At 60.7% G+C, this 26,156-nt stretch carries 30 protein-coding genes; 24 read left to right on the top strand and 6 right to left on the bottom strand.

The features are described from left to right. Positions 1-18 precede the first annotated feature (18 nt). The 3 genes from Q8L89_04735 to Q8L89_04745 all read right to left on the bottom strand — a co-directional run bounded on the left by Q8L89_04735 (position 19) and on the right by Q8L89_04745 (position 4,525). Positions 19-1,362 carry a Fic family protein gene (locus Q8L89_04735; protein ID MDP1708353.1) on the bottom strand — a complete coding sequence of 448 codons (1,344 nt, stop codon included), beginning with the start codon at positions 1,360-1,362 and terminating at the stop codon, positions 19-21. A 169-nt stretch (positions 1,363-1,531) separates the two neighbouring features. Next, positions 1,532-3,700 carry a DNA helicase RecQ gene (recQ, locus tag Q8L89_04740; GenBank protein MDP1708354.1) on the bottom strand — a complete coding sequence of 723 codons (2,169 nt, stop codon included), beginning with the start codon at positions 3,698-3,700 and terminating at the stop codon, positions 1,532-1,534. A 63-nt stretch (positions 3,701-3,763) separates the two neighbouring features. Further along, positions 3,764-4,525, bottom strand: a complete 762-nt coding sequence (locus Q8L89_04745; GenBank protein MDP1708355.1) for a hypothetical protein — start codon at positions 4,523-4,525, stop codon at positions 3,764-3,766. A 202-nt stretch (positions 4,526-4,727) separates the two neighbouring features. On the opposite strand from Q8L89_04745, the gene Q8L89_04750 reads away from it, so the two are divergent. From Q8L89_04750 to Q8L89_04775, 6 genes are all read left to right on the top strand, one after another. Beyond that, a complete protein-coding gene (locus tag Q8L89_04750) occupies positions 4,728-4,850 on the top strand; it encodes a hypothetical protein (GenBank protein ID MDP1708356.1) in 123 nt (40 codons plus the stop codon). A gap of 142 nt (positions 4,851-4,992) precedes the next feature. Further along, positions 4,993-5,862: a c-type cytochrome gene (locus Q8L89_04755; GenBank protein MDP1708357.1), complete on the top strand. Its 870-nt coding sequence runs from the start codon at positions 4,993-4,995 to the stop codon at positions 5,860-5,862. A 113-nt stretch (positions 5,863-5,975) separates the two neighbouring features. Further along, on the top strand, positions 5,976-6,569 hold the full coding sequence (locus tag Q8L89_04760) for a cytochrome c (GenBank protein MDP1708358.1): 594 nt from the start codon (positions 5,976-5,978) through the stop codon (positions 6,567-6,569). Continuing rightward, entirely contained in the window at positions 6,562-7,071 is a 510-nt protein-coding gene (locus tag Q8L89_04765; protein MDP1708359.1) for a cbb3-type cytochrome c oxidase subunit I, read from the top strand. The genes Q8L89_04760 and Q8L89_04765 overlap by 8 nt, the downstream gene beginning before the upstream one ends. Continuing rightward, positions 7,072-7,572: a thioredoxin family protein gene (locus tag Q8L89_04770; protein MDP1708360.1), complete on the top strand. Its 501-nt coding sequence runs from the start codon at positions 7,072-7,074 to the stop codon at positions 7,570-7,572. Then, positions 7,572-8,021: a hypothetical protein gene (locus tag Q8L89_04775; protein ID MDP1708361.1), complete on the top strand. Its 450-nt coding sequence runs from the start codon at positions 7,572-7,574 to the stop codon at positions 8,019-8,021. The genes Q8L89_04770 and Q8L89_04775 overlap by 1 nt, the downstream gene beginning before the upstream one ends. A gap of 2 nt (positions 8,022-8,023) precedes the next feature. Here the strand turns inward: Q8L89_04775 and Q8L89_04780 are convergent, their stop codons facing one another. Beyond that, on the bottom strand, positions 8,024-8,215 hold the full coding sequence (locus Q8L89_04780) for a hypothetical protein (GenBank protein ID MDP1708362.1): 192 nt from the start codon (positions 8,213-8,215) through the stop codon (positions 8,024-8,026). Between the two features lie 134 nt (positions 8,216-8,349). On the opposite strand from Q8L89_04780, the gene Q8L89_04785 reads away from it, so the two are divergent. The 18 genes from Q8L89_04785 (at position 8,350) to Q8L89_04870 (ending at position 24,782) form a co-directional block, all read left to right on the top strand. Further along, positions 8,350-8,628, top strand: a complete 279-nt coding sequence (locus Q8L89_04785) for a hypothetical protein (GenBank protein ID MDP1708363.1) — start codon at positions 8,350-8,352, stop codon at positions 8,626-8,628. 64 nt (positions 8,629-8,692) lie between these two features. Continuing rightward, complete coding sequence (locus tag Q8L89_04790) at positions 8,693-8,854, top strand: hypothetical protein (protein ID MDP1708364.1); 162 nt, start codon at positions 8,693-8,695, stop codon at positions 8,852-8,854. Between the two features lie 75 nt (positions 8,855-8,929). Next, positions 8,930-10,336: a cbb3-type cytochrome c oxidase subunit I gene (locus Q8L89_04795; protein MDP1708365.1), complete on the top strand. Its 1,407-nt coding sequence runs from the start codon at positions 8,930-8,932 to the stop codon at positions 10,334-10,336. A 33-nt stretch (positions 10,337-10,369) separates the two neighbouring features. Further along, a complete protein-coding gene (locus tag Q8L89_04800; protein ID MDP1708366.1) occupies positions 10,370-11,320 on the top strand; it encodes a cbb3-type cytochrome c oxidase subunit II in 951 nt (316 codons plus the stop codon). Between the two features lie 11 nt (positions 11,321-11,331). Continuing rightward, positions 11,332-12,021: a hypothetical protein gene (locus Q8L89_04805; GenBank protein ID MDP1708367.1), complete on the top strand. Its 690-nt coding sequence runs from the start codon at positions 11,332-11,334 to the stop codon at positions 12,019-12,021. Then, positions 12,018-12,146 carry a hypothetical protein gene (locus tag Q8L89_04810; GenBank protein MDP1708368.1) on the top strand — a complete coding sequence of 43 codons (129 nt, stop codon included), beginning with the start codon at positions 12,018-12,020 and terminating at the stop codon, positions 12,144-12,146. Before Q8L89_04805 ends, Q8L89_04810 begins: the two co-directional genes overlap by 4 nt. A gap of 85 nt (positions 12,147-12,231) precedes the next feature. After that, positions 12,232-12,531 carry a hypothetical protein gene (locus Q8L89_04815; protein ID MDP1708369.1) on the top strand — a complete coding sequence of 100 codons (300 nt, stop codon included), beginning with the start codon at positions 12,232-12,234 and terminating at the stop codon, positions 12,529-12,531. Between the two features lie 9 nt (positions 12,532-12,540). Next, the gene (locus Q8L89_04820) at positions 12,541-12,801 is read left to right on the top strand and encodes a hypothetical protein (protein ID MDP1708370.1); all 261 of its coding nucleotides are present in this window, start codon (positions 12,541-12,543) and stop codon (positions 12,799-12,801) included. A gap of 24 nt (positions 12,802-12,825) precedes the next feature. Beyond that, positions 12,826-13,323, top strand: coding sequence for a cytochrome c (locus tag Q8L89_04825; protein MDP1708371.1), 498 nt, complete (start codon positions 12,826-12,828; stop codon positions 13,321-13,323). 22 nt (positions 13,324-13,345) lie between these two features. Then, a complete protein-coding gene (locus Q8L89_04830; protein ID MDP1708372.1) occupies positions 13,346-14,389 on the top strand; it encodes an SUMF1/EgtB/PvdO family nonheme iron enzyme in 1,044 nt (347 codons plus the stop codon). A 25-nt stretch (positions 14,390-14,414) separates the two neighbouring features. Next, positions 14,415-14,651, top strand: a complete 237-nt coding sequence (locus tag Q8L89_04835; GenBank protein MDP1708373.1) for a hypothetical protein — start codon at positions 14,415-14,417, stop codon at positions 14,649-14,651. Next, on the top strand, positions 14,635-14,994 hold the full coding sequence (locus Q8L89_04840; protein ID MDP1708374.1) for a hypothetical protein: 360 nt from the start codon (positions 14,635-14,637) through the stop codon (positions 14,992-14,994). The genes Q8L89_04835 and Q8L89_04840 overlap by 17 nt, the downstream gene beginning before the upstream one ends. A gap of 16 nt (positions 14,995-15,010) precedes the next feature. Beyond that, on the top strand, positions 15,011-17,626 hold the full coding sequence (locus tag Q8L89_04845; protein MDP1708375.1) for a fused MFS/spermidine synthase: 2,616 nt from the start codon (positions 15,011-15,013) through the stop codon (positions 17,624-17,626). 84 nt (positions 17,627-17,710) lie between these two features. After that, a complete protein-coding gene (locus Q8L89_04850; GenBank protein MDP1708376.1) occupies positions 17,711-19,060 on the top strand; it encodes a 4Fe-4S binding protein in 1,350 nt (449 codons plus the stop codon). After that, complete coding sequence (locus Q8L89_04855; protein ID MDP1708377.1) at positions 19,057-19,512, top strand: hypothetical protein; 456 nt, start codon at positions 19,057-19,059, stop codon at positions 19,510-19,512. Before Q8L89_04850 ends, Q8L89_04855 begins: the two co-directional genes overlap by 4 nt. After that, a complete protein-coding gene (locus Q8L89_04860) occupies positions 19,484-19,891 on the top strand; it encodes a hypothetical protein (GenBank protein ID MDP1708378.1) in 408 nt (135 codons plus the stop codon). Before Q8L89_04855 ends, Q8L89_04860 begins: the two co-directional genes overlap by 29 nt. Positions 19,892-20,077: 186 nt before the next feature. Further along, positions 20,078-23,989: an autotransporter outer membrane beta-barrel domain-containing protein gene (locus Q8L89_04865; protein ID MDP1708379.1), complete on the top strand. Its 3,912-nt coding sequence runs from the start codon at positions 20,078-20,080 to the stop codon at positions 23,987-23,989. A 136-nt stretch (positions 23,990-24,125) separates the two neighbouring features. Beyond that, entirely contained in the window at positions 24,126-24,782 is a 657-nt protein-coding gene (locus tag Q8L89_04870; GenBank protein MDP1708380.1) for an invasion associated locus B family protein, read from the top strand. A 62-nt stretch (positions 24,783-24,844) separates the two neighbouring features. Here the strand turns inward: Q8L89_04870 and Q8L89_04875 are convergent, their stop codons facing one another. Further along, entirely contained in the window at positions 24,845-25,360 is a 516-nt protein-coding gene (locus Q8L89_04875; protein MDP1708381.1) for a hypothetical protein, read from the bottom strand. Further along, the gene (locus tag Q8L89_04880) at positions 25,357-25,866 is read right to left on the bottom strand and encodes a cbb3-type cytochrome c oxidase subunit I (protein MDP1708382.1); all 510 of its coding nucleotides are present in this window, start codon (positions 25,864-25,866) and stop codon (positions 25,357-25,359) included. Before Q8L89_04880 ends, Q8L89_04875 begins: the two co-directional genes overlap by 4 nt. Positions 25,867-26,156 lie beyond the last annotated feature (290 nt).

Raw genomic sequence — 26,156 nt, forward strand, 5'->3', positions numbered from 1 at the left:
GCTCCCCTGTTACAGCTGTCAATTCTGCGTCAGCCTGCGCAAGCGCGCCTCCAGATTGGGCGGCGACATGAACGTCAATATCTTTTTTCCTAATCGTCGCCTTACTAACAGTTCCTTGTCCGCGAGATCAAACAGGTCGGCGCGTGCTGTTGCATAGGCAACACTGTGGCTGGTCTGGTGTGATCGTATGGAGTACTCGGTGCCGGGGTGTCTGATGGCATGGCCAAGTAATGCAAGTTGACGATGATTAATGTCTCGAAAATTCTTAAGCATCTTTTGCACGACGCGCGTCTGCTCCATCTTTCTTTGAAGATATTTTTCCAGATCGGCAATTGCGCGAATGATTACATCAAGCTGGTGGATGATGAAATAAGTAAGATCGTTGTCGTCTGTCTCCGAGTGGAGATAGGACTCTCCATACTGAGCCGACGCCTCCTTGAGTATCCTGGATATGGATACAAATTCGAACAGCCAGTAATCCTGGGCAAGCATGGACCAGTAGAATAATGCCCTTGCGGTTCGGCCATTGCCATCTATAAAGGGATGATCATAGGCCAGCCAGAAGTGCAGGATGATCGCCCTGATGATGGGGTGCACATATCCCTTTGTGTGGGTGACATCGTTTGCGAATTCACACATTTTAACCAGGCGGTCTGGCAGCTGGTTTGCAGGCGGCGGCGTGTGAAGAACCTGTTGGCTCGTATTGTCAATAACGCGCACTCTCTCCTCTCTGACATCCTGAAGTTTCCCGGCAGCGGCAGGGTCATCGAGTGTGTCTCTGGTCAGAACCTTGTGCAAATCCAGCACGGTTTCCGGCGTGAGTGCTGTGTTCTTCAGGCTGCGGATCTTGTTCATGGCCTCGAAATTGTTGAAGATCATCTGCTCGCTGGTATTCCGGGGCGTGGTTCCATTGCGCAGCATGTCCGCGGCGACCTGGCGCGTCGTCGAAGCACCTTCAAGCTGGCTGGATGTAATCGCCTCCTCCACGAGTGAGTTAAAGATATAGCGGTCGCGTGTTTCTGGTGTGGTGATCTGTTCCGGCAACTCGATACGCCCGCCGCCCTTGCGGTCGATCAGATGGACTTTTTCCTGCACGATATCGGGCATCGTGAAGCTGAAGGGCTGACCGGCAATGTCCTTCAGCGGCAACGTGCGGTACATGCCCGATCGCGCAAACTTCACGCCCAGCCACCACTCTTCATGGTTGAGGTCGCAGGGTGGCGTAAGATGCCGCAGCTTGTCCCAGTGCAGGTAGCGTCCTTTCGGGGCGGCGTTAATGCCGCATCTGATGATGTCCGGTAAGCGCGCTGCGTATTTGATGAAAAGCTCTGATCGTTGCTTGGGCCTTTGGGCGACTTTCATATTGATTATCAATTCCCATAAAATTGATGATACTCAATCAATGATTTAAATTCAGTAATTGATAAATATACATCAATTTTCTAATTATTGATAATTCTGTATCAATTTATCAAAAATATTGATCAATGTATTGATTATAATAGAGATAAGTTGTATCGGGGTCATTATTTCAATCGAAAATGGCGTCAGCCTCGACCGCCTTCACACACCGCAACACCTCATACGAATACCGCCCGCCCAGCGCCTCGAACACCGGCTTGAGCGCCTGTCCGCCACCGTTGGCGTGCAGGGCGGCGTGGATGCGGGCCAGGTCTTCCTCGTCCAGCGGTACCACATCGCGCAGTTTGAGTTCGCCGCGGGCGATGGCGAGTGTGAGATGGTGGTAGACGGTGGTCTGTTTCAGGCCGCGGCGGTCGGCGATGGCGGGGGCGTCCAAGCCGAGGCGGAACAGGTGCAGGGTTTCGGCGGCGGTGTCTGAGAGGGCGGTGTTTTTGTCATCCTGCGCGAGGATGGTTTCGAGAAAATCCTCGCCGTAGGCGGCGAGCTTGCGTTCGCCGACGCCGGAGATGTGCGCGAGTTCTTCCAGCGTCTGCGGGCGGCGCTGAACCATTTCGGTGAGGGTGGCGTCGTGGAACACGACATAGGGCGGCACGCCTTGCGCCAGGGCGAGTTCGCGGCGGCGGGCGCGCAGGGCTTCCCACAGCATCAAGTCGGCTTCGCTGGTGAAGGCGCCGCCGCGCTTGGAGTCTTTTGCTCCTGCCCTGCCCTCTCCCTTCAAAGCTGAGGTTTTGGTTTTGACGGGATCGCGGCGCAGCCACAGGCGCTCTTCGCCGCGCAGCACGGGGCGGCAGGCATCGGTGAGTTGCAACGCGCCGTGGCCTTCGATGTCCACGTCGAGCAGGCCGCGTGCGATGAGCTGACGGAAGATGCTGCGCCATTCCTGCTGGCTCAAGTCCTTGCCGATGCCGAAGGTGCTCGACGTGTCGTGGCCGAAGCGCTGGATGCGGTCGTCTGTTTTGCCCATCAGCACGTCGAGCAGATAGTTCACGCCAAATCGTTGCCCGGTGCGGTGCACGCAGGAGAGCGCCTTCTGCGCGGGCACGCTGGCGTCCCAGGTTTCGGGCGGGTTGATGCAGGTGTCGCAGTTGCCGCAGGGGTTGGGCTGCGCATCGTCGAAGTAGGCGAGCAGCGCCTGGCGGCGGCAGGTGGTGAGCTCGCACAGGCCGAGCATGGCGTCGAGCTTGAGGCGTTCGACGCGTTTGCGCGCGGCGTCGGCCTCGCCGGCTTCGAGCATCTGGCGTAGCGTGATGACGTCCTGCAGGCCGTAGATCATCCACGCGTCGGCGGGCAGGCCGTCGCGTCCGGCGCGGCCGGTTTCCTGGTAATAGGCCTCGATGCTCTTCGGCAGGTTGAGGTGCGCGACGAAGCGCACGTTGGGTTTGTCGATACCCATGCCGAAGGCGATGGTGGCGACGATGATGACGCCTTCCTCGTTGATGAAGCGCGACTGGTTGCGTTCGCGCACGTCGGCGGAAAGCCCGGCGTGATAGGGCAGCGCGGCCAGGCCTTGGGCTTCGAGCCAGACGGCGATTTCGTCCACGCGCTTGCGCGAGAGGCAGTAGACGATGCCGGCGTCGCCCGCGTGTTCGGTGCGGATGAAGCGCAGCAGTTGTTCGCGCGCACTGCTACCCCGTCCGCTGTCGGCTTGCGCGATGCGGTAGCGGATGTTGGGGCGGTCGAAGCCGCTGATGAACACGTGCGCGTTTTCGAGGCCCAGGCGCGTGATGATCTCGCGCCGCGTGGGTTCGTCGGCGGTGGCGGTGAGCGCGATGCGCGGGATGCCGGGGAAGCGCTCGTGCAGTACGGAAAGTTGCATGTACTCGGGGCGGAAATCGTGGCCCCATTGCGAAACGCAGTGCGCCTCATCGATGGCGAACAGCGCGATGTTCGAGCGCGCCAGCAGGTTGAGCGTGCGCTCGGTCATCAGGCGTTCGGGCGCGACGTACAGCAGATCGAGTTCGCCGCGCAGGAGTTGTTGTTCAACCATGCGCGCCGTGGCGGCATCAAGCGTGGAATTCAGAAGTGCCGCACGCACGCCGGCTTGCTTCAGCGCCGCCACCTGATCCTGCATCAGCGAAATCAGCGGCGAGATCACGACGCCGGTGCCGGGGCGCACGATGGACGGAATCTGGAAGCAGAGCGACTTGCCGCCGCCGGTGGGCATGAGCACCAGCACATCGCTGCCCGCCATGAGGGCGCGGATGACCGCGTCCTGCGGCGCGCGGAAGCGTTCGTAGCCGAAGACGGTGCGGAGAATGTGGAGAGGTTGGTGTTCCATGGCGGGTGCGTCGACTACTTTACCAGGCCCGCTCATCGGGCTCTGCTCGGTCGTCGGAGAAGTTTACCCATGCAGCCAGAGATACAGGCCTGCCGCGAGCAGGCCAGCACTTGCGAGAGAGCCCTTCCAGTGCCGCTGCAGAAAGGTCTTGAGTACAAAGTAGGCGTTAGGGGCCACGTCTACCGCACAGCGGGGCCAATTGAAATGCAGGGTCTCCTCGCAGTCCGGTATCTTGAGCGCCAGGCCAAGCTCCAAGGCCAGGGCGTGATGCCCTGCCTGTAGCGGCAATATCTCCCACTCCCAGCGCATTTCGGGTGCCATGAGGCACTGTTCCGGTATGGCAAGCGGGGTAACCCTGAAGTGATCGCCCGCCAGCTGTGCGCTGATCCGGGCGCCGATCTTGAGCGTAGTGACCTTGGCCGGGGCGGCCTGGTTAAGGGCGCGGGTGATGGGCATGACAATATTTTGCTGCAATACCAGTTCAAGGCGGGCGGGCTCACCCACCATCAGGTCGGTAGGGGCACCGAAGCGTGGTTCGCCCAGGCTGAGGCCGGCGGCCTCGCGCCGCATGACTGCCGCCGGGTCGTACAGTGCTGGCGCGAGGTTGCCGCGCATGCTGTTTCCCGACAACTGTCGTAGGTTATGGTAAACCAGGCTGGCAGTAAAGGCGGGCCCTTCGTGCGGCGCGGGCTGGCTCTGCAGGGTCTCGGCGTGGCTTTTGCCCTGAATGCTTTTGACCATCAAGCCTTTCATGACCACAACATAGAAAATGATGTCGGCAAAGATAAAGAGAATGATGATGACAACAAAATCTTTAATATCCATAAGCCGGGTTTTATGGTTAAGCCCGATTCGGGTTGCCAGCGCCAAGGCGTCCCATGATCCGGGGTGGGCGGCCGCATGCCGAAGTCCTGCTTGCGGGGGTGAATATCTCGTGTCATAATTTCACGAAGTTATAGGAAATTATAGTGTGTCATGAAAGCGTCCTGGGCAACGGAGGTGTAGCTTGTTAGATTTATCAGTAAACTTGGCCAAAGATTCAGTCGAATACAGCACTGGCGACGTACTCAGCATGTACGGCATCATTCTCGCCGTGGTGGTGGCGATTGCCATTATCGGGTATAAAACTGCGACCAAAAAGAAATCCTGAAATCGCCGGGCAGCCTGCCGCAGGGTATTAAGCGCAGCCCCAACACCTAAGGTACTGTACTCATGGTGTAAGTGGGAGCGTAGATGTGGCTTGAGGTCGCCCCAGAATAACTTTTGCTTAAAAATTGGGAGGGTAGTTCAATATGCGTCGGTATTTAACAGCACTCATTGCGGCGCTTACGCTTTCCGGGCTCGCCATCGTCTGGGCAGAAGATCAGGCGGTAGATACCGCAGAGACCGAGGTCGCGGCAGAGGCTGCGCCCATGGCCGATGTGGCGCCTGCGCCGATAGCGCCAGCCGCACAGCCTATGCCAACGGGCGCGCTCAAGCTGGTGGGTGATCCGGTTGCCGGTGAGAAAATTTTCATGGAAGGCAAGGGCGAGGCACCGCCCTGCATGGCTTGCCACGGTGAGCAGGGCCTGGGGGATGACAACATGGGTACCCCGCGTCTGGCCGGTCAGGGCTTTGTCTATCTGAGAAAACAGTTGTATGACTTTGCCGCCGACCTCCGCACCGACAGCACCATGGGCGTGATGAACGGCGTGGCCAGGGCGCTTTCCGACCAGGACAAGGCGGATATCTCGGCCTATGAAGCCAACCAGCGTGCGGATGCGCTTGCCGCCGCCTCCAATCTGGAGGAGGTCAAGGCCGCCGGCATGGTGCCCGTAGGTGAGCGCTATCTGGGCAAGGAAATCGTGCTGTATGGAATACCGGAGCGGAATGTGCCGGCCTGCAGCAGCTGTCACCAGTACAACGGCCGTGGTGCGTACCCTGTTTATCCCGCCATCGGTGGCCAGCGTTACGTCTATCTGGTGACCCAGTTGAAACAGTGGCGTGACGGCAGCCGTGCCAACGACCCGCTGGCCCAGATGCGTTACGTGGCAGCCAAGCTCAGCGACGATGAAATCCACAATGTCGCCGCCTACCTGACCAGTGCCCCGCCCATTTCCGGGGGTAATTCACGCCAGCCGCATCATGTAAGCCCTGATGCAGCAGGTAAAGCCGCACACTGATCGAACCTTAACGAACACACAGCGGTCTCATAGAGGGCGGGTTACCGCCCTTTATGCTTTCCGGCTGGCATACCCCTCGCCTTAAAAAGCAGATATCGACGGAGTACCAGTAATTGCTCAAGCCCGGTGAAAAGGTGTTGTTTGCGGTGTTCGGCGCGTTTTTTGTGCTCGCGGTGATCGGCTATGTGGTGCTGGAGATCGTGCGCTCGCAGATGACGGATCCGATGTTCGTTTCGCGCTCCTCCTATGCCTTCAGCGCCGAAGGCCAGTACGGCTCGAAGCTGTTTCGGGAGGCGGGCTGCACGGCCTGTCACCGCGCGATGCGAAATGGCACCAATCAGGGCATTTCGCTTGATGGCATTGGTTCACGCCGCAGCCGGGGCTGGCTGGAGCAGTTCCTGAAGACGCCCGAGAGCGTCTATGAAACAGCCACCATCGATCATGGCGCGCCGCCCAAGGAGGCCGCCCGATTCAGCGCCCTCCCCGCTTCCGACCTGGCGGCTATCGCGGCCTTCCTGTCTGAACTCAAGGCCGAGCAGGGTTCGGCTACAGCCCGCCGTCCGCCGGAAGAGAGTTCGGGTTTTGTTGAGGGGGTGGCCAGCTTCTGGGCGCCGGAACAATGGAAAGAGGGGGTGGAGGAGCGGCGCAGCAAGTCGGTCGAGGCCGATGCCCAGCTGCAGCAGCAAGAGATATCACCGCATGAGTGAGGCATACGGGCAGGATCTGCCATACCGCCGCTATATCATCTGGTTTATTGCGGCTTGTGTGATTTACAGCATTATCGGATTTTCGTGGGGCGTGCTTGTCGGCATGCTCCCCGACCTGCGCGCCTTTATCAACCAGAGGCCGCATGCCCACCTCATCATGCTGGGCCATGGCCACCTGAACCTGCTGGGGTGGGTGGAAATGGCGATTTTTGCCGCCACCTATTACATCGTGCCGCGCGTGGTGCAGCGCAACATCTACAGCATGCGGCTGGTCAATATCCACTTCTGGATTCACAACTTCGGGCTGCTTGGCATGGTGGTGTCATTCGTGCTGGCAGGCAGTCTGGGCGGGCTGGCCAGCGAAACCATGGACATGGACGAGGTGAATCGCGTCGTGCGCCCGTTCATGATCGGCGTGGGCATGTTTGGCAGCCTGGTGCTGCTGTCCAATATCCTATGGGCCTACAATCTGTTTCGCACCTGCCGGGGATTTGACAAGTAAATGCACAGGTTACAGATTTTCGCAATGCTGGTGCTGGCCGGGTTGCTGGTGGCCTGTGAGGGTGGCTCCAAGGTCAAGGTCGGCATGCAGGCCCCGCCCGTCGCGACCAAGACGCTCGCCGACGTGGGCGGAGATTTTGGCAAGATCACCACCTACCGCCAGCCCGATGCGCGCATGTACCAGTATTCGATCGATCAGGCGCTGGCGCTGCGCCAGCCTATCGTGCTCGAATTCGCCACCCCCGGCCACTGTACCCCCTGTGATCAGCAGTTGCAGATGCTGAAGGCCATGCTCAACAAATACGAGGGGCGGGTGCTGTTTCTGCACATGGACCAGTACCAGAATCCCCAGGCATTCAAGGCCTTTGGCGTGATGGGTGACCCGTGGACGTTTATTATCGATGCGCAAGGCACGGTGCGCTACGTGCAGGCAGGCCGGGTACTGTCCTCAGAGCTTGAGGCGGCGCTCGCCCCGGTGCTGGCAACCCAGAGGGCGCAGTGATGGATGCGCGCTACGAACTGCAACAGGATCGCGCCGGCCTGCTCTGGGATCTGCTGCTGTATGTGCCGACCGTGGGGGTGCTGGGTCTGCTGGCCGTGAAGTTCTGGTACGGCGGTAATCAGGGTGCCGCCTACGTGCTGTTTTTCATGGCCTCGTTCTTCTTTATTGCGGGGGCCAGCCGTATCCTCAAGACCCGTCTCATGCTGCTGCCCACGGCGCCCGTCGCGCTGGAGGTTGACAGTGGCCACGTCCGGTTCGCGCTGCGCAACGGCAGCCACATCAGCCTGGTGAAGGACGTGCGGTTTTATGTCGACACGCAAGGCAAGTCATTCGGGCTTTCGGGCAAGGATACGCTCGGCTGCCCACACCAGCATGTGCTGCACAAGGGGCAGTTTGGCAATGACCAGGTGTACAAGGAGGTTATGGCGCAGCTGCAGGCTTACAAGTAAGGCTACCCGCGCCGCCGCTTGACGACATCCCAGGCCATATAGGCGAGGCAGAGTGCGCCTATGAGGCAGACAATGGCAATCACCGTGTATTCCGTTTCCGGGCTGACCAATCCGCCAATGAACATGTGCACCGAATAGCCGAGAATGACCAGGCCGCTGAGGCCGGCCAAAGTATAAATTAAGAGTTCTTTCATCGCGGGTGTTGAAATCAACCTGTGACCTAAGGTAAATTAAGTATAGTTTAGATTAATGACGCCTGCGTCACGGGAATCGGACGCAGAAGGGAACAATTTCAAGTTTGGAGGCTGGGATGGCAAAGCAAGTCAGCATGGTAAGAAAATCCCTCATCCTGAGCCTGGTAGTAGGCATGGTGGTGGGAATGGGGAACGGCAGCGTGTTCGGGATTTACCTCATGGCCAATTTAGGCCGCGGCATGTTCGCCGAGTGGGGTGGCTGGGGCGCCCAGTCGTATATACCGTTCGGCTATTTCAACGGCTTCATGACCTGGACCATGCTGGTGTTCGGGTTTGCCTTCATCTGGATTTTGTTGGCTGCCCTCTATGGTCACGACAAGATGTCGAAAACCCAGCAGAGCAGTGGGCATTAATTTTTTCATAAAACAAAAACTTCATACAGTCGCCTAGCGCTGAAATTTACTGGAGCAAACAGCAATGGAATTTCTAGCAAAAATCGCCGCCGTGTTCAGCATGGTTGCCGCCTTTTCAAGCATGTGGCTCGCCTGGTACCTCATGATCCCCTGCAATGTCTGTGGCAAGGTGGGTCTGCGGGGCTTGGTGAAGCCCTGCTGTCCGGCGCCGGGCAAGAAAGGCTGAGTTGCCGCCCCCTGACCTGCAACCATCGCTAACAAAAATTTCAAAGATTTCTGAATTGATGAGGTAGCTCGCATGTTGATCAAATATCTGATGGGCAAGAACGAGGAGATCCCACCTGGGACAGCTTCTATTTTCTTCTCCTTTTCCGCCATTATCTGGTTCATTATCGGTACCGGGCTGGGTTCGTTCAATGCCGCCAAGCTGGCGTTCCCGGACTGGGTGACCGGTTTTGAATATCTCGCCTTTGGCAAGATGCGCCAGGTACACGTCATGGCAGTCATCTTCGGCTGGATTTCCATGGCCTTCGTAGCCGCCATGATGTACATCACCCCGGCGCTGGGCAACACCAAGCTCTGGTCAGAGAAGCTCGGCCTGTGGAGCTGCATGATGTGGAACATCGGCCTCGCCATAGGCCTGTTCACGCTGTGGATGGGCATGACCTCCGGGCGTGAGTACTCCGACTTTATCTACCCCATCGACCTCATTCTCCTGTTCGGCGTGCTGATACCGGTGGCGCTCAATGTCTGGATGACCATCGCCAAGCGCCGCACCCAGGGTATCTACACCACCAACTGGTTCTTCGCCGCCTCGATCTTCATGCTCATGATCGTGCTGCTGGTGGGCAACCTGCCTGAGTACTTCCACCTCACCGGCCTGACCGAGGCCTATCTCACCTGGTGGAATGCGCACAATATTCTTGGATTGTGGATTACGCCGGTGGCCGCCGCCATTGCCTACTACACCATCCCCAAGATCACCGGCAACCCGCTGTATTCACACCGTATCGGTCACCTGCATTTCTGGTCGATCGTGATCTTCTACTCCACGCCTGCGGCCCATCACCTGATGTCCGCCCCGCTGCCGGAGTGGCTGAAGTCCTTCGCCTCAGTGGAAGGGGTGCTGATTCTGGTGCCCGCGATTGCCTTCGTATCCAATATCCTGCTCACCCTGCAGGGCAAGTGGAACATGTTCGTGGAGAATATCGAGGTGCGCTTTACCGTAACAGGTGTGTTGCTGGCTATCCCGCTCAACATGCAGGGCGGCTTCCAGCAGACGCGTTCGATCAACTGGTACATTCACGGCACCGGCTGGATTGTGGCGCACGCCCACCTTGCGCTGCTCGGCTTCTCCACCTTCATTGAAGTCGCTGCCGTGTACTACGGCCTGCAGGTGTTGCTGAAGCGCAAGCTGTACTCGCTGGCACTGGCCAACTTCCACTTCTGGATGCTGCTCATCGGCTTCTCGATCTACTGGATTGCGATGACCATTGCCGGCCTGATTCAGGGTGCGGGCAAGATCTACGAAGTGCCGTACATCGACATCGTGATCGCCGAGCACCCGTACATGATCGCGCGCTGGTTTGGAGGCACCCTGGTGTTCCTCGGCAACTGCGTATGGCTGTATAACATGTGGATGACGGCACGCGAAGGCACGGTGGTGCCGGAAGGCCGCATGGTGCATGAACTGGCCTATGAGCGCTAATCGTCTGCAAATAATAATTTAGGGAGCACTGACGTGGCTTTTAGAGAATATCGAATAGGTGCCGTGATGTTCGGCCTGGCGCTCAGCATGTCCATGTTCATTACGCTGGTCATGCCGAGCTTTAACATCATTTCTGTGGGTTCTACGGCCTTGGCCCTGGACAAGCAGCTGACCTACGGCTTCAATAGCGGCTGGAACCCGGATGACATGTTCCTGACCGGCGTCAACAAGCCGCTCAAGGTTCTGCTTAAACAGGATCCGCAGACCGGCGCCGCAATGGAACCGACGTATGCCTACGTTTTTCCGGCCAAGGCCCGTTTTCCGAGCGGTATCCTGCACCCGGCGGTGCTCGGCTCAGGCTCTGACGTCTTGAGCGTGGAGCAGGGCAAGATCAATGAGGCGAGCGAGGCCACAGGTGCGGTGTTCGTGGTCGCCCATGGCGAGCATAACGGCACCACATACCCCTACATTGAGAATGCCACCGTTACCCGTGGCTGGGCAACCGAAGGCACGCTGGCGTCAGCGGGTGACGCCAATACCAGCCACGCGGGTGCCGGCAAGGTGATCTTTGTGCGCGAGGGTTGCTGGTGGTGCCACACCTTGCTGCCGGAGCAGACGCAGGACTTCCAGTACTTCGGTGCACCGCCCTATCTGGGCGACTTCAACGGCGAATCACCGACCGCGTTCGGCTCTGACCGCAAGGCGCCTGACCTGCTGCACGTAGGTTCGCGCAACTCCTCCAGGGAGTGGATGATGATGCACTTCTTCAATCCACGCCTGGTGCAGCCGCACTCGATCATGCCGCGCTTTGATTACCTGTGGGGCAAGACCGATGCCGCAGGCAACACGATCGATTACGCCGCCTGGCGCAAGGAGTACGTGGAATACCGCAACGGCGAGCGTATTACGCCGCCTGAGGTGCCGAGCTATGGCAGCGATAGCGAAATTCGTTACCTCATAGACTTTGTCCTGAACCTGAAGTAGGAGAATGCGTCATGACATGGAGATTTGACAATCCGCTGCGTACATTGACCAGTGAAGAGCAGAACAAGACCGCCATGGAGGTATGGGAATCAGAAAGCATGGGCGGCATCATGGAAAACAACAACCGCCTGCCGCAGCCGGTGGTGTATCTGCTGGTGCTGACCATCATATCGGCGTTCCTGATCACCTTCCCGCTCTGGGGTCAGCGTCCGACGGCCGCGATCTATCAAGAGTTCGTGGAGGCCATGGACAGCGCTGAAGTACAGGCGCTGCCGACGGATCAGGCGCGTATGGACTACATGGTGAAGCAGGCGCGCGACGCCGGTTCCAAGTATGCTACCCCGCACACCAACCACCCGATCAGCATGGATGATCTGCGTGTGCTGCGGCCGCAACTGGAAGCGTTAATCGCGGAGGGTGCGATACTGGACGATTACACCGTGGTGGGCAGCAAGATTGTGCTGGCCAACTTCGAGGGCAACATGCGCGCGGACGGCACGCAGGTGCGGCAGCAGCCATGGTGGGATATGGGCTATACCATCGACATCTTTTACTTGATCTATTTCTGTATCGCGGTGATGGTGGTGGTGAAGCGTCTGCCGCCTTATTCGGTGCAACCGCGCCATGGTAATGAGCGCATGCTGACGGACGCCGAGATTGCCGAACTGAGTGTCCACGGCCAAAAGAGGAGAGTAGCATGATTGATCTCGACAACCCCCCCCTGGTGCTGGCGGGCGTAAGCCTGCTCGCCCTGATTGTGCCGGTGCTCTACAGCTTCATAGTGGATCGCTATGCACCGAACCTGTACAAAAAGAAAAAGCAGTAGGCCAATCCTGCTCAAGGATGCAACGCGATGCCGCTCCGATGAGCGGCATCGCCGTTTCAGGCCACAGAGCGTATAATACCGTCCGATGCCCAACTCCACCTCAGACCAGCCTGCCAAGGTATTCACTAACCAGGCCGCTGATGCGCAGGTGACCGCCGATCTGGGGGTCAACAGCCTCTACAGCCAGCAGTTCAGTACCGGTATATTTTTTTTCATGCTGCTTGCCATCGTATTTTTTGCCGGCATCGTCATGGCATTTATGGCGGGAAAAAATGTCAAAGGACTGAAGACGGGTGAAAAATGGCTGTTTGCCTGGATCTTCCTGGGTATTGTGGTAGCGGTAATTCTGGGTGTCCTGCAATTGCTTGGGGGCTACCTGCTTTAGGAGCGTGATATGAACGAAAGTATACTGGTTGACGGCTGGACAATTTACCTGTGGCTGGTGGTCGGGGCGATGATACTGGTGGCAGTGGCCTTCGGGATACGCTGGGCCATGCGCAACGAACAGTTTGACGAAGACATCAAGTACGTGATGTTCAACGAGAGCGACCGCGAGCGCATGGACCCGGCAGAATATGCCAAAAGCCAGGAAGTGCTGGCCAGTCAGATCAAGCGCCGGGAAGATCTGCAAAAGGAGCGCTCGGGCCAGGTTTGACCTGTTGCCAGGGGCTGTTCAGTCGTGCGCACAGGAGAAAAATGGGTATGGGGGGCAGCGGCTGTGCTCGCCTTGTGGGCCGTGGGCAAGACCTTCTGGCAGATGGGGGCGAACACGACGCCTGACCCCGGTATACCCTTCTACAGCACCGCGACACCTGAGTTGACCCGCGCCGGCTCGGATCTGTACCGGGCCCTGAACTGCAAAAGCTGCCACAGCCTGTGGACGGTGCGCAACATGTTTGAATCGGTGCCCGCGCCAGCGCTGGACGGCATAGGTTCATTGCGCGATGAGGCATGGTTTTACAGTTATTTCTCGGCGGAAAATCCGCAAAGCATATTGGCGACGCGGCTCAAGCCGCAGTACCGGATGCCGAGTTATGCCCACCTCAGCGAACAGGAGCGCCGTACACTGGCAGCCTACATGGCCAGCCTGAAGGTGCAGGACTGGTATCTGGAAGAAACCCGCAGGGCGGAGCAGGAGAAGCTCACCGGCGTACGCCATCCAGACGCCGCACAGTAGTAGACAGTACCCGATGAAATCCATGTCACCGCCTCCCGCAGTGCTTGCACGCGGCGCACGCGCCAAGCGCATGCGCTATCTGGTCGCAACCATCGTCACCTGTGTCGCGCTGGTCATGCTGGGGGGCAGCTGGCATGTGATCAACCTGGGCGCCGGGCGCATGGAGGAGATGCGCAGCAAGGCGACTTACGACGTCAGCACGATGGATACGCGCATTCGCGCCGCCGGCGAAGAGGCCGTGCGGCGCGCTGGCGAAGCCAAGGTGCCGATGAGCTTGTATCGGCCGCAGGAGGTCGAGGCCCTCCTCAGCCCTGAGCAGTGGGCTGAAGTCGAAGCAATGGCAGAAATCCCTGCATCGGAATTCATCATGGGCACTGACCACGCGCGCGCAGATCTGCAGAACCGGCCACAACACACGGTCATGCTGCCCGCCTACCGCATCGACAAATATCCGGTGACCAACGCACAATACGCCCGCTTCGTGGCGGCCACCGGCCACCGCCCGCCGGGAAACTGGGCGGGCGGCAAGATTCCCAAAGGGCAGGCGCTGCATCCGGTAACCCTGGTTTCATGGTACGACGCCGGGCGTTATGCCAAGTGGGCCGGGAAGCGGTTGCCGACCGAGGCGGAATGGGAAAAGGCGGCGCGCGGCAACGATGGGCGGCGCTGGCCCTGGGGCGAGGCCATGGACGCGGGCCGCCTCAATACCTACTACAATGCCGGCAACACAACAGCGGTGACACACTACCCGCAAGGCGCAAGCCCGTACGGGGTGATGGATATGGCAGGCAATGTGAGCGAGTGGACAGCGACTGACCTCGCACCCTACCCGGACAGTCAGGTGCCCGCAGAGTTATTTCAGGCAAAGGTCGGTGTGGCCGCCTCTGCTGCCGATCGCAGCCTGCAGATGGTGGATACGGTGCCGACCGATGCTACCTACAAGGTGATGCGCGGTGGCTCCTGGAAAAGTGACCCGTTCTCGACGGCGACCTATCACCGCAACTATTCGCTGCCCCATTATGCCTCCGACTTTTTCGGCTTTCGTTGCGCGCAGGACAGCCAGTGACCATAAGGTGCAGGGTGGTGCCATCATGACGAAATACACGCAGCACGTGCTGTGCTGGCTGGCAGGCCTGCTGGCGCCCGCGCAGGCCTATGCACTGGCGCCCGACAGTTACCGCTATCTGCACGTGACCATTGATACCATATGGAACATATTTCTCATTCTGGCGCCGCTGGTGCTGGCCCCGTTCGTGGTGCTGATGTGGATGTACTGGCGCCGTGCCCGGGCGCGCGACGAGCAGGGCAAAGATGACGCGCCTGAGTAGATTCTTTTTCGGCCTGCTCGCCGCCGGTTGTTTGCTGGCTGGGCCCATCGCTGCTGCGGCCGACAGGGCCGACAGCGGCGAGCAGGTGATGCAGCAGTTCATTGCCGGGAAGACCGGCCAGTCTGCAGAGGCCGCGCTGGCCCAACAGAAGACCCGGCATCAGATTCTGTTTGTTATGGGTTTTGCGTTGCTGGCAGGGATCGGAACCACGGTCGGTCTCGGGATTGCCATGGCGCTGTATCACAAGCCGGTGTTTGTCGCCCACATGATTGCCGCCGGCTTCAGCCTGACCCTGGCCATCGTCCACGCGATTGTGGCCATCGTCTGGTTTTATCCCTCCTGACAGCTTTCCCTGCGCCGTGCGCCTGCTGACCCCCGCATGGGCGCTGGCCCTGATCTACGCCCTCTCCGGTCTTGCCAGCCTGGCCTACGAAGTGCTGTGGGTGCGGGTGCTGGTATTGCAGTTCGGCGTCAGCATATTTGGTGTGGTGGCGGGCATCAGCGCCTTCATGGGCGGGCTGGGCGCAGGCAGCCTGTGGGGTGTGCGCATCAGCCGCCGGGTGGGCTCACCGCTGCGGCTGTTCGCGCTGATTGAGATCGGACTGGCGCTGTATGCGCTGGCCTCGCCGCTGTTATTGCAGGGCATGGACAGCCTGTTGACGGGTATGGCGCCGTCCACCGGGTTGGCGAGCTGGTACGCGCTGCAAAGCGGCTTTACGCTGCTACTGATATTTATCCCGGCGCTGGGCATGGGCGTGGGTTTTGCGCTGGCGTTGCAGGCCGCGCGCGGGGTGCAACTTTCGCTGGCGTCGCTCTATGGACTGAATACCTGCGGTGCGGCGCTGGGCGCGCTGTTGCCGCTGTGGTTGCTGCCGCAGCTGGGCTGGTCAGTATCCCTGCGCGTGGTGGCGGTCATCGGCCTGCTGGCGGGGTTGGCGGCCTGGGTGTGGGCGAAAAGGCACGGTACACCGGACAAGATGGCCCCGGTAGTGTCCGGCCAGCGGCCCGACACGTTGTCATTGTGGGCCTATGCCGGGGTGGGCGCGGCGGCGCTGATGCTGGAGATCGGCTGGACGCGGTTGTATGGCATGGTGCTGTTGCGCACCGAGTATGTGCTGGCGGTATTGCTGGCGGTGTACCTCGTCGGTATCGGCGCGGGCAGCCTGCTGGCGCGTTATCTGCGCGGACCGGTCTGGTTTAGCGTGCTGCCGGTGCTGGCGGGGGCGTTTGCTGTCCTCAGCCTGTGGTGGTTGCCGGCGCTTTCCGCCTGGGCCGAGCAGGCCCGCCATGCCAGTCTGGCATCGGCGATACTGGCGCAGTCGCTGAGGTTGGCGGCTATCACGCTGCCGGTGACGCTGGTGCTGGGCGCCTGGCTGCCCTTGCTGAGCCAGCGCCTGGGCGAGTCCGGTCACCACAGCGGTATCTGGCTGTATGGAGTGAACGCGCTGGGCGCGATGCTGGGGGCGGCGCTGGCCGGGGTGGTATTGCTGCCGACACTCGGCGCACCGGGCACGGTGAGCGCTGCCGCGCTGCTGCTGCTGGCCTGCGGCTGGGTCTGGGTGGCGCCATCGCGCCTGCGTCTGGTCTGGCTGGCGCTGGGGGCAGTGGGTTTGTTGCTGCTGGCGCTGCCGGTGTGGCAGCTGCCACCGGCTGCGCGGCTGTTACCCCAGGCCTTGGCCGCCACGACAGACCTCGAGCGCCACGAAGACGCTATTGCCATCACCCATGTGATCGAGCGTGCCGATGGGCAGCGGGTGTTGCTTTCCGACCTGCAACGCATGGACGCCGCCACCGATCAGGCGGCGGTGGCGGTACAGGAAAATCAGGCGCGCCTGCCGCTGTTGTTGCACCCGGCGCCGCGCTCGGTGCTGTTTTTGGGGTTGGGCACCGGCATCTCCGCCGCAGGTTCGCTGCCCTATACGGATCTGGAGCGCACGGCAGTGGAGCTGTCGCAGGGCGCCATCGATGCCGCCCGCCGCTGGTTTGCCCCGGTCAACGGCGGCGTGATGGACGCCATGCAGGTGGTGCATGACGACGCGCGCCGGTTCCTGCGTGCGACCACGCATCGCTACGATGTCATCATCGGCGACCTGTTTCACCCCGACCTGGCCGGGCACAGCGCGCTGTTGTCGGTGCAGCAGTTTGAGCGCGCCCGTGCGCGCCTCGCCCCGGGCGGCCTGTATGTGCAGTGGCTCGCCCTCAACCAGTTTGATCGCGCCTCGCTCGACACGGTGCTGGAGAGCTTTCGCCATGTGTTCCCGGGCGCGGTGGTGTTTGTCGACGGGCTGCACCTGGCGCTGGTCGGGCCGCAGGCGCGGCTCGGCGGCGCCCCGGCCATGCTGGCAAATCTGGCGCGGCTCGATGCAGAGACGCAGGGACAGGCCACCGGCGGCGAAGGCCCCTGGACCTGGCTCGGCCGTTACTGGGGCGCGATTACCCCGCGCGTGGCGCCGTTGCAGGAGGAATGGGCGCCGCGCATCGAGTTCCGCCTGCCGCGGGCACGCTACGGCGCGGAACAGCATCTGACGCTTCTGATCGGGCAGTTGCTGGCGACGCGGCCGGATATGGAGCAGGCCGCACAGCAGCTGCAGGTGGCGGCGGCAGACAGGCCCGTGTTCGAGCGTGCCTATGGTGCGAGTGAGCTGGCGCTGCGCGCCGTCCGCATGCGGCTGCAGAATGACGGCGAGAGTGCGCGGTTGTTGCGTATTGCCCATGAAGCCAACCCGCAGGATCGCTGGGCCGGGTTTGCGCTGGCCGATGCCATGCTCGACACCCTGCCGCAGGCCGTGCGCCAGGGCATGGACGAGCGTGAGGCGCTGCGCCGGGTGCTGGCCATCCGGCCCGATCACGCCGAGGCCCTGCGCGCCTTGTGGCGGCTGGAACAGGCGGCGGGCAATGCAGCGCAAGCCGCCGCGCTGCGGGCCCGGCTGGCCGCCGTGGCCCCGCTCGATCGCGCAGTGCGCGGCCAGCCATAGCACTTCAAGCAGGCAATCGGGTCCAACACACTGTGCGGATAACTGCGCCCGTGTCCGGCGGGTCTGTATGGTAAAATCAACCCCATGAATTCGAGCCCAAATGAGGCCCTGAGCCGTATCAGGGTGGTAGCTGAAACGGGCCATGCGGCGTCAAATGGCGCCGGGCTGCTGCGCAAGCGCGCCGCCGTGCAGGTCGGCACACTGGCCTTGCTGGTGCTGATTCCGGTGAGCGGCCTGTTCCGCATTGATCCGGCGACGGCGAGTTTCGTGGTGCTGGGCCAGCAGATCTGGTTTTCCGACTTTATGCTGGTGGCGGGATTCTGGCTCGCCCTGTCGGGCAGCCTCATCCTCACCTACTCGACGCTGGGCATGGCATTCTGCGGCTGGTCATGCCCGCAAAACACCATGTCAGAGTGGGCCGACCGCCTGACCAAAAGGCTGCTCGGCAAGCGCGCCGAGGTGAGCCTGGAGGGCGCGGCAGTCCATGTCTCCAGCGGCAAGAAAAAGTGGTTTAACTGGGCCCTGCTCGGCGCCTGGTTTACCGGCGCCGCGCTGGGGTTTGCACTGATACCCCTGCTTTACTTTTACCCGCCGGACGTGGTGTGGTCGTTCATCACCTTTCGCCATGATGCGCGGCTGGCGCCGTCGCTGTACTGGATCTACAGCGTGTTCGTGCTCATCATGCTGGTCAATGTCGCCGTGGTGCGGCACTTCTTCTGCCGCTTCATGTGCATCTACCGCGTGTGGCAGCATTCGTTCAAGACCCGCCACACCCTGCACATCGGTTATGACGCTGCGCGCAGCGCCCGCTGCGCCGCGTGCAATTTTTGCCTGACGGTATGCCCGGTCGAGATCGACCCGCGCAATACGACAACCTTTGACAGCTGCATCAACTGCGGCCTGTGCATCAGCGCCTGCGATGCCCTGCAATTTCCCAAGGGCGAGCCCGGGCTGCTGTTTTTCGAGTTTGGCGAGCGCAAGCTGCCAACATCCGTGACACAGGCGGTCGCCGCCGGTGCGCGCCTGAAACACAGGCTGGGCGGTCTGGGCGGCCGGATTGGCTGGGTCAGTCCGGTGATCTTCGTCGGCCTTGCCATGTTCGCCTGGGGCAGCGTGCACTACCAGCCGTATCACCTGTCGGTATACCGTGCTGATCAGGCCCACGGCCCGGTGATACAGCACTACCGGATTGATCTTGCCCACAAACGCTACCGCCCCGCTGAGCTCAGCGTGAGCGTTGCGGGCCTGCCCGGCGATGCTTATCAACTCTCGGCCAGCGAAGCGCGCTTCGCTACCGCAGAGCGCAAGGATGTGATGCTGTCGCTCAAGCCCTTGCCCAGGGGCCTGTACACGGTGACAGTCACCGCGCACGCCGCCGATGATGGCTGGCAGGCCAGTCAGCGCATCCAACATTACTCGCCAGGTGCAACATGAACGATACAGACAAGACACCCCCCTCGCCACACGATATACCGCCAGAGTGGGGCGAAGAATCGCACGACCATTATGGTTATGCGAGCGATGAGGAGCGGCGCGCCAGGCGTGGGCTGGAAGACTGGGAGCTGGTAGAAAAGATTCCTGAGTCACAGCACAAGGTGCCATACTGGTTCATTGCCGTGGTGGTGGCAGTCACGCTGGTGGCGGTGGGTTTGAGCTTCCCGTTCTGGGGCGACCGCCCCGGCTATGAGCGCGCCTGGTTCGACTGGGGGTTTGCGGCGGCGCTGGTGTGGATCGTGGTGGGGTTCACCTTTGTCAATTACATGATCAACATGTATGGCTCGGAGCGCGGCGGCAGGCTGGACAGTGACACGGAAAACGATACCGACGATACCCATGACGCTACCCATCAGGATGCCAATGCCGACAAACGCCCGCCCCCGCAGTAACCCCGCCCGTTATGGCGCCACCGCCCTGCTGTGCCTGCTGCTGCTCGCCTGCGGGGCCGGGTCACGCCTGCCGACACAGGTATGGCAAGACGTGACCGTCGGGCTTGAGACCCGGCCGGCGCCGGTGGTGGCGGGCATGAACGAGTTTCTGGTCTCGGCCGTGCGCCCCACCGGTGCGGCGGAGTACAACCTGCTGGTGTTTATTCGCATGGACGATGACCAGCCGTGGGTGCAGGCGATCCAGGACGGGCACACCGGCGTGTTTCGCCGCGCCATCGCGGTCAGGGGCGACGCGCCGCACACCTTGCGCGTGCGGCTGGTGCGCGCGGGCCAGGAGGGCGCGCTGGCATTCGAACTGCCGCCACCCGGCGTGCCCTAGCCCGTCGCAGGTCAATTACCCTGCACAGGGCGGGGGTGAAAACTTGCCGCGGCACTGCTGAAAGTGCTTGCAAGCCTTTCACGGCCATGATAATAATTGCACCAAATAACCATGCGCGCAGCGAGAGCTGTGCGCGTGATGTCTGAAAATGCAGTCACAATAAACAGAACAGAGGGAGGAGTACCCATGATTCAGCTACCCGTCAGCCAGCATCGTTTACCCGGTCGGTTTGCCCAGAGCGCCAAGACCAGGGTGCCTGAAGGCGTGGGCGGCGGGCTGAAACGCTCCTCGCTGCTGATGGCCGGCGCGCTGGCCGCAGGCATGGTGCTCTGGCCCAGCAGCCAGGCGCAGGCGGGCCCCGTCAACTGCGGCTATGTTGATATCGGGGGTGTTGCCTATGTCACCTGCGTCGACGGCGCCGAGGGCGGCAGCGGCGGGCTCGTGATCGACATGGAAGACGAGACGATTACCCTGAACGCAGTCCCCATAACACCCGATCCCTTCGTTACCGAAGACAAAGACGCCGTCATCAATCTCGGCTATAGCGATGCAGTGGGCGAAGGCCTGTATATCGAGACCACCGACTCCGACGGCGTCTTCATCTACACCGACGATAACGACATCACCACCATTGATTTCAAGACCGACGGTAACATCACGGCCTCAGGTAGCGGCATCCTAGTCACCGCAGACTCCTGGTGGGATGGCCGCGGTGACGTGGTCATCAATTCGCGCGGCGACATCACCGCCGGAGTTAACGGCATCTATGTCTGGCGGACGGACGGGGCCGAGGGCGGCACGACCGCTGATGTGGACATCACCAATGACGGCACCATTCTGGCCGGCAACAACGGCATCCAGGTCCAAGCCGACGGCAACGTCACGGTCACCAACACCGGCAGTATCGGCACCGTGGCCGATCCCATTGGCGGCACCGGCGTGTACATCTCCAGCATCGACGGCTACGGCAATGCCACCGTCAATAACACCAGCCCGCTGTCCATCCATGCGCTCGGCGACGGCGTCTTCATTCAGAACAAGGAAAGCGCGACCGTTAACAACAATGGCGGCACCATCATCGCTGGCGACGACGGCATTGAGATCAATGACATCAGCGGCGATGTGAACGTCTACAACGACGCCGGCACCATCGAGGGCGGCGACTACGGCATCTTGATCGACAACATCCATACGGATGGCGATGTGTTCATCTCCAACGTCGGCGGCAGCATTACCGGCAGTGCCAACGAAGGTATTTCGGTGGACGCTGTTAGTGCCGGCAACGTGGAGATCGACAACACCGGCGGCACCATCACCAGCATCAACAGCGACGGCGTCGACTTCGACGACATCAGCGGTTACGCGATGATCGATAACACCCGCGGCACCATCACCGGCGGCAGCGACGGCATTGATCTGGGGGACATCGGCAGCTATGTCCAGATCACCAATAGCAACGACTACACCACCTGGTGGGCTTACGACACTGGTGTGGTTGCGACCATCACCGGCGTCGATGACGGCATCGTGATTGACGGCACCGGCAGCTACGTGTCCATCAACAACACCGACGGCGTCATCACCGGCACCAACGGCGACGGCATTGATCTGGAGGACATCGGCGGCTATGTCTCCATCACCAACATTGCCGGTCTCTACGATTTTTACGGTTACTATGACCTGTACGGCATTGGCGGCAGCATCAGCGGCGGCAACCACGGTATCGTGATTGACGGCACCGAAGACTACGTCACCATCGACAATACCCGCGGCACCATCACCGGCATCAGCGGCGACGGTATCAATCTGGACGACATCGACGGCAGTGTGACCATCACCAACGACTACGGCATCATCGAGGGCGGCAACAACGGTATCTATATCACCGACCTGTGGACCAGCGGCGACCCCCTGCTGCTCTCGATCACCAACACCAACGGCAGTATCGCCGGCAACAACGGCAGCGGTATCTATATCGACGAGATCGATAACGGCAACGTGAACATCAGCAATTACTACGGCTTCATCAACGGCTTCGGCGACGAGGGCATCTCGGTGTCGGATGTGCAGGGCGGCGATGTCACCATTACCAACGACGGCGGTGAGGGCGGCGGCGGCAGCATCTATGGCTACTGGGACGGCATTGATATCAACAACATTAGCGGTAATGTCGATATCGAAAACGACTACGGCACCATCACCGGCGACTATGGCCAGGGCATCGACATATCGAACATCGGCGGCTACGTCCAGATCACCAACCTCGGCGGCATGTACTACAGCGGCGGCGAGATCGTCGGCAACAACGGCAGCGCCATCAGGATTGCGGGGGTTGACGGCAGCGTGACCATCGACAATGGCGACGGTGGTGAGGGTTACAGCGGCGGCTTGATCCGCGGCGACGGCGCGGAAGGCGAGGCGGTCATTCATGTCAGCGGTGTCGCCGGCATGACGACCATCAACAACCAGTATGGCGGCGTCATCCGCAGTAATGACGACCTTGCCTCCGATGTAGCCATCCGGGTGGACGGGGGTGAAGGGGACGGTGCGGCAACCATTAACAACTATGGCACGATCACCGGCCGGGTCTATCTCACGGACAACAACGATGTGTTCAACAACTACAGCTACGACAGTTGGTATGTGGAGGGCGACAACGATTTCGGCGACGGCTATGACGTGCTGAACAACAGCGGCGCGATCTATGTCTCCGGCGTCACGAACTTCTTCGGTCTTGAAGAACTCAACAATGAAGGCGGCCTGATCGACCTGTCGTATGCCGACGGCTCTACCAACACCCGCCTCACCACCAGCGGCAACTACGATGGTGGCGAGGGGGGTTATCTCGTGCTCGATGCCTATCTGAGCACCTATGGTGATTCCACCGCCGACTTGTTTACGATTGAAGGTGATGTGAGCGGCACGACCTACGTCTACATCAACGACTTCGACACCAGTGTGCCGGGCGCCTACAACGAGATTGGCGTGAAGGTGATTAGCGTGGGTGGAACCGATTACGAGGACAGCTTTGTGCTCGCCAACGGCCCGATCAACAAGGGCTACTGGCAGTATGAGCTGTATCGGGAAGAGACCAACAGCAGCGATTGGTGGCTGGCCAGCACGCCGAGCGACCAGGCCTTTGAACTGCCGATACTCATGAGCACGGCGCAGGAGGCATGGCACCAGACCACTGGTGTCTGGCTCGACCGCCAGGCCGACCTGCGCGTGGCGGGAGCGGGCAATGGCGGCGCTTGGGCGAAACTCATCGGCGGCAGCATCGACCGTGACGTCTCGAACACCTACACCCACCCGCTGTATGGTACGGACTCTACCCACAACCAGAGCTACGATCAGAGCCTGTTCGGCGTCATGGTGGGCGCGGATACCGCAAGCCAGGGGGCCGGGGGCGAGACCTGGGTGATTGGCGTGCTGGGCGGCATGACCCAGTCCAGGGTTGACTTCGACAGCACCGCGACCGATGCCGATCGCGATGCCGTCTCGATCGGGGCCTATGTCACCTACCTCAACGGCGGCTGGTTCGTGGATGCGGTGGTGAAGGGCGATATCGGCGACACCGACTACAGGCTGGAGGACGGCGCTCTCACGCAAGACTTCAGCCTGGATACGACATCGGTCGGCGTTACGCTGGATGCCGGCTACCGGATACAGAACGGTTCGAGCTTCATTGAGCCGATGGCGACCCTGTCGTACGTGCGCACCAGCATTGACGATGTGACGGCCTTCCCTGATGACATCAACCCCACGGACATCAACTTCGCGAATGGCACCAGCCTGCGGGGTCGTATCGGGGTGCGGGCCGGCACCAGCATAGACTCCGCCAGCGGCACCAAGTACGAGCCCTTTGTGCAGGCCAGCCTGTGGAACGAGTTTGATGGCGACAACAGCGTGACACTTACCAGCGATGATATGGATGTCACGGTCAAGGACAAGGGCATCGGCAGCTACGGCCAGATCGGCGCGGGCATCAACATCTTTGGCACCGGCAACGTAACCGGCTTTGCCAAGGTGGACGCGGTGGTAGGCGGTGACGACTACGACAGCCTTACCGGCTCCGTGGGTGTGCGCTACAAATGGTAGGCGACTGAAACCAAATCAGCCGCCGTTAAAAACAAGGGAGGCCGGGATGACCCGGCCTCCTGTTTTTTTATAAGGCAGGCCCCGGTACAGTGATGTATCCCGCCAAGACATCCATAGCGATAAACAAAGGAAAGCGATGAAGTCAATTAGCACGCGGCTCCGCACGCTACTGCTCCCAGCCCTGGTTGCGGCCACCTGCGCCGTGGGATCCAGCCCGGCCTGGTCAGAGACGGCAACCACCACCAAACCACAGACCACCAAACCACAGACAGAGAAACCCATGGCGAAACCCGAGATCACAGCGTTTGATAGCTGGTCGTTAGTGTGTGTGCTGGATGCGGTAACAAACAAAAAGAACTGCACTGTGCTGCAGAACGTCGCCGAGGCCAAATCGAAGAAGGTCGTGTTCACGTGGTCCCTGGTGTACGCCAGGGACGGCAAGCTGGTGTCGATCGTGCGCACCCCAACCGGCATCCTGCTGACCAAGGGTCTGGAGATGGGTCTCGCCAGCGCCAAGGCGACACGGGTGCCGTTTCGCGTCTGTAGTCAGCGCGGATGCGAGGCGCGGTTTATCATGGACAAGGACCTGATAGCGACGGTTTCCAAGAAGGACAAGGTGGCGGTCACGTTTTTCACCGCGAATAACAAGCCGGTGCAGTTCGAGATGCCGATGAAGGGGTTCGGCCGGGCGCTTGCCGCGCTTGAAAAAGCCGGGAGCCAGAACAGCAGCGCAGCCAAGCCTGCAGCCAAACCTGCAGCCAAGCCTGCAACCAAGCCCAGCACGGGCAGATAACACCGGGGCTGCGAGACCGGACAGGGTTCTGTCCGGGCGTCCGGGGCCTTAAGCGCTGGGCACTAGCCCCGCGCCCTGACGCGTTTCAGCAGTGCGGCGCTCTCCATCCAGCGCCGCAACAGCAGTATCTTTTCACCCCCGCGCTGCGGTGCGCAGCGCGGACAGGTGAGGTGGCCAAGATACAACTCCAGCGGTCGCCGACCCGCATTGACCAGGCTGCTTTGCAGCTGTTTCACGCTGGCCGAGACGGTGGTCACCGGCCCCTGATGCAGGAAGCCGCGCACCTGAAACGGCGAGGCGAGATACGACAGCCCGTGGGCGGGTGAGACGGCGGGTTCCAGCAGGCGCAGCAGCCTTCCGCGCAGCAGTCCGGTCTGGATCAGCACCAGCCCCGGCCAGCGTTCCTTGAGCTTGAGTTGTTCCAGGGTTTCACGCTGGCGGTTGGCGCGCAGTTCGTAGCCGATCGGCATGTGCAGAAACATCGGTGCCGTTGCCATATGCACGAGTTCGCCACCGAGATCGATGTCCTGTTGGTGCCAGTCGGGGAAACTGGCCGGGCAACCGCACGCAAGGCTCATCCGCCGCTGCTGTAGAAACGTCTCAGGGTGAGAAAGATGTTGGCGAAATAACACCAGAAACCAATACCCATTGCGGTGGAGACCAGGGCGATCACCGGCGGGTAATAGCGGTGCACGTCATCCACGGCGGCGGGGTTGGTGAGCGAGAGGTTACCCTCCCAGATGCCGAATATCATAAGGGTGGTGTAAAAGCCGCACACGCCCCCGGTGACCCACCAGAAGGTGTGGCTGACCAGCCGCTCCGAATACAGCGGGCGCTGGGTGAGGATCGGCAACAGGTAGTAACTGGTGGCCATGATCAGCAGCACCACGCCGCCGACCATGTTGATATGGGCGTGGGCGAGCGGGTCGATCATGTGTCCCGGCCCGCCGTAGGGGCTGCCGACGGAGTCCAGCCACATGCGGATCGGATGGATGACCTGCAGCACGCCGTGTACCGTGCCGACGAACATGAACGACGCCGATGCCACGATGAACTTGATCAGCGGATGAGGGGGAGTGGACATAAGCGGAGTGGATTGACCAGATGTGCCGCTGCACAGCAGCGGCAGCCAGGCGGGTGAGACTGTCTATGGGCAGCAAGGGTGGCGGGTCCGCACACCCTTGCCGAGACAACCAGGGTTTATTTTGCGAGCTTTCTCAGCGCGACATTGGTGATCGCAATGGCAAGCAGAATGCCGCCGGCAAAAAGTACGATCGGGATGAGCAGGGTTGCTGACATGGTGTTCTCCTTGAAATCTGATATTCGGTAATACTATCAACCGCTAGTATAGCTGCCGCACGCGCTTCCGGGCAA

Source organism: Gammaproteobacteria bacterium, assembly GCA_030680605.1.
In the GTDB taxonomy this organism is placed as follows: domain Bacteria; phylum Pseudomonadota; class Gammaproteobacteria; order SURF-13; family SURF-13; genus JAQBXX01.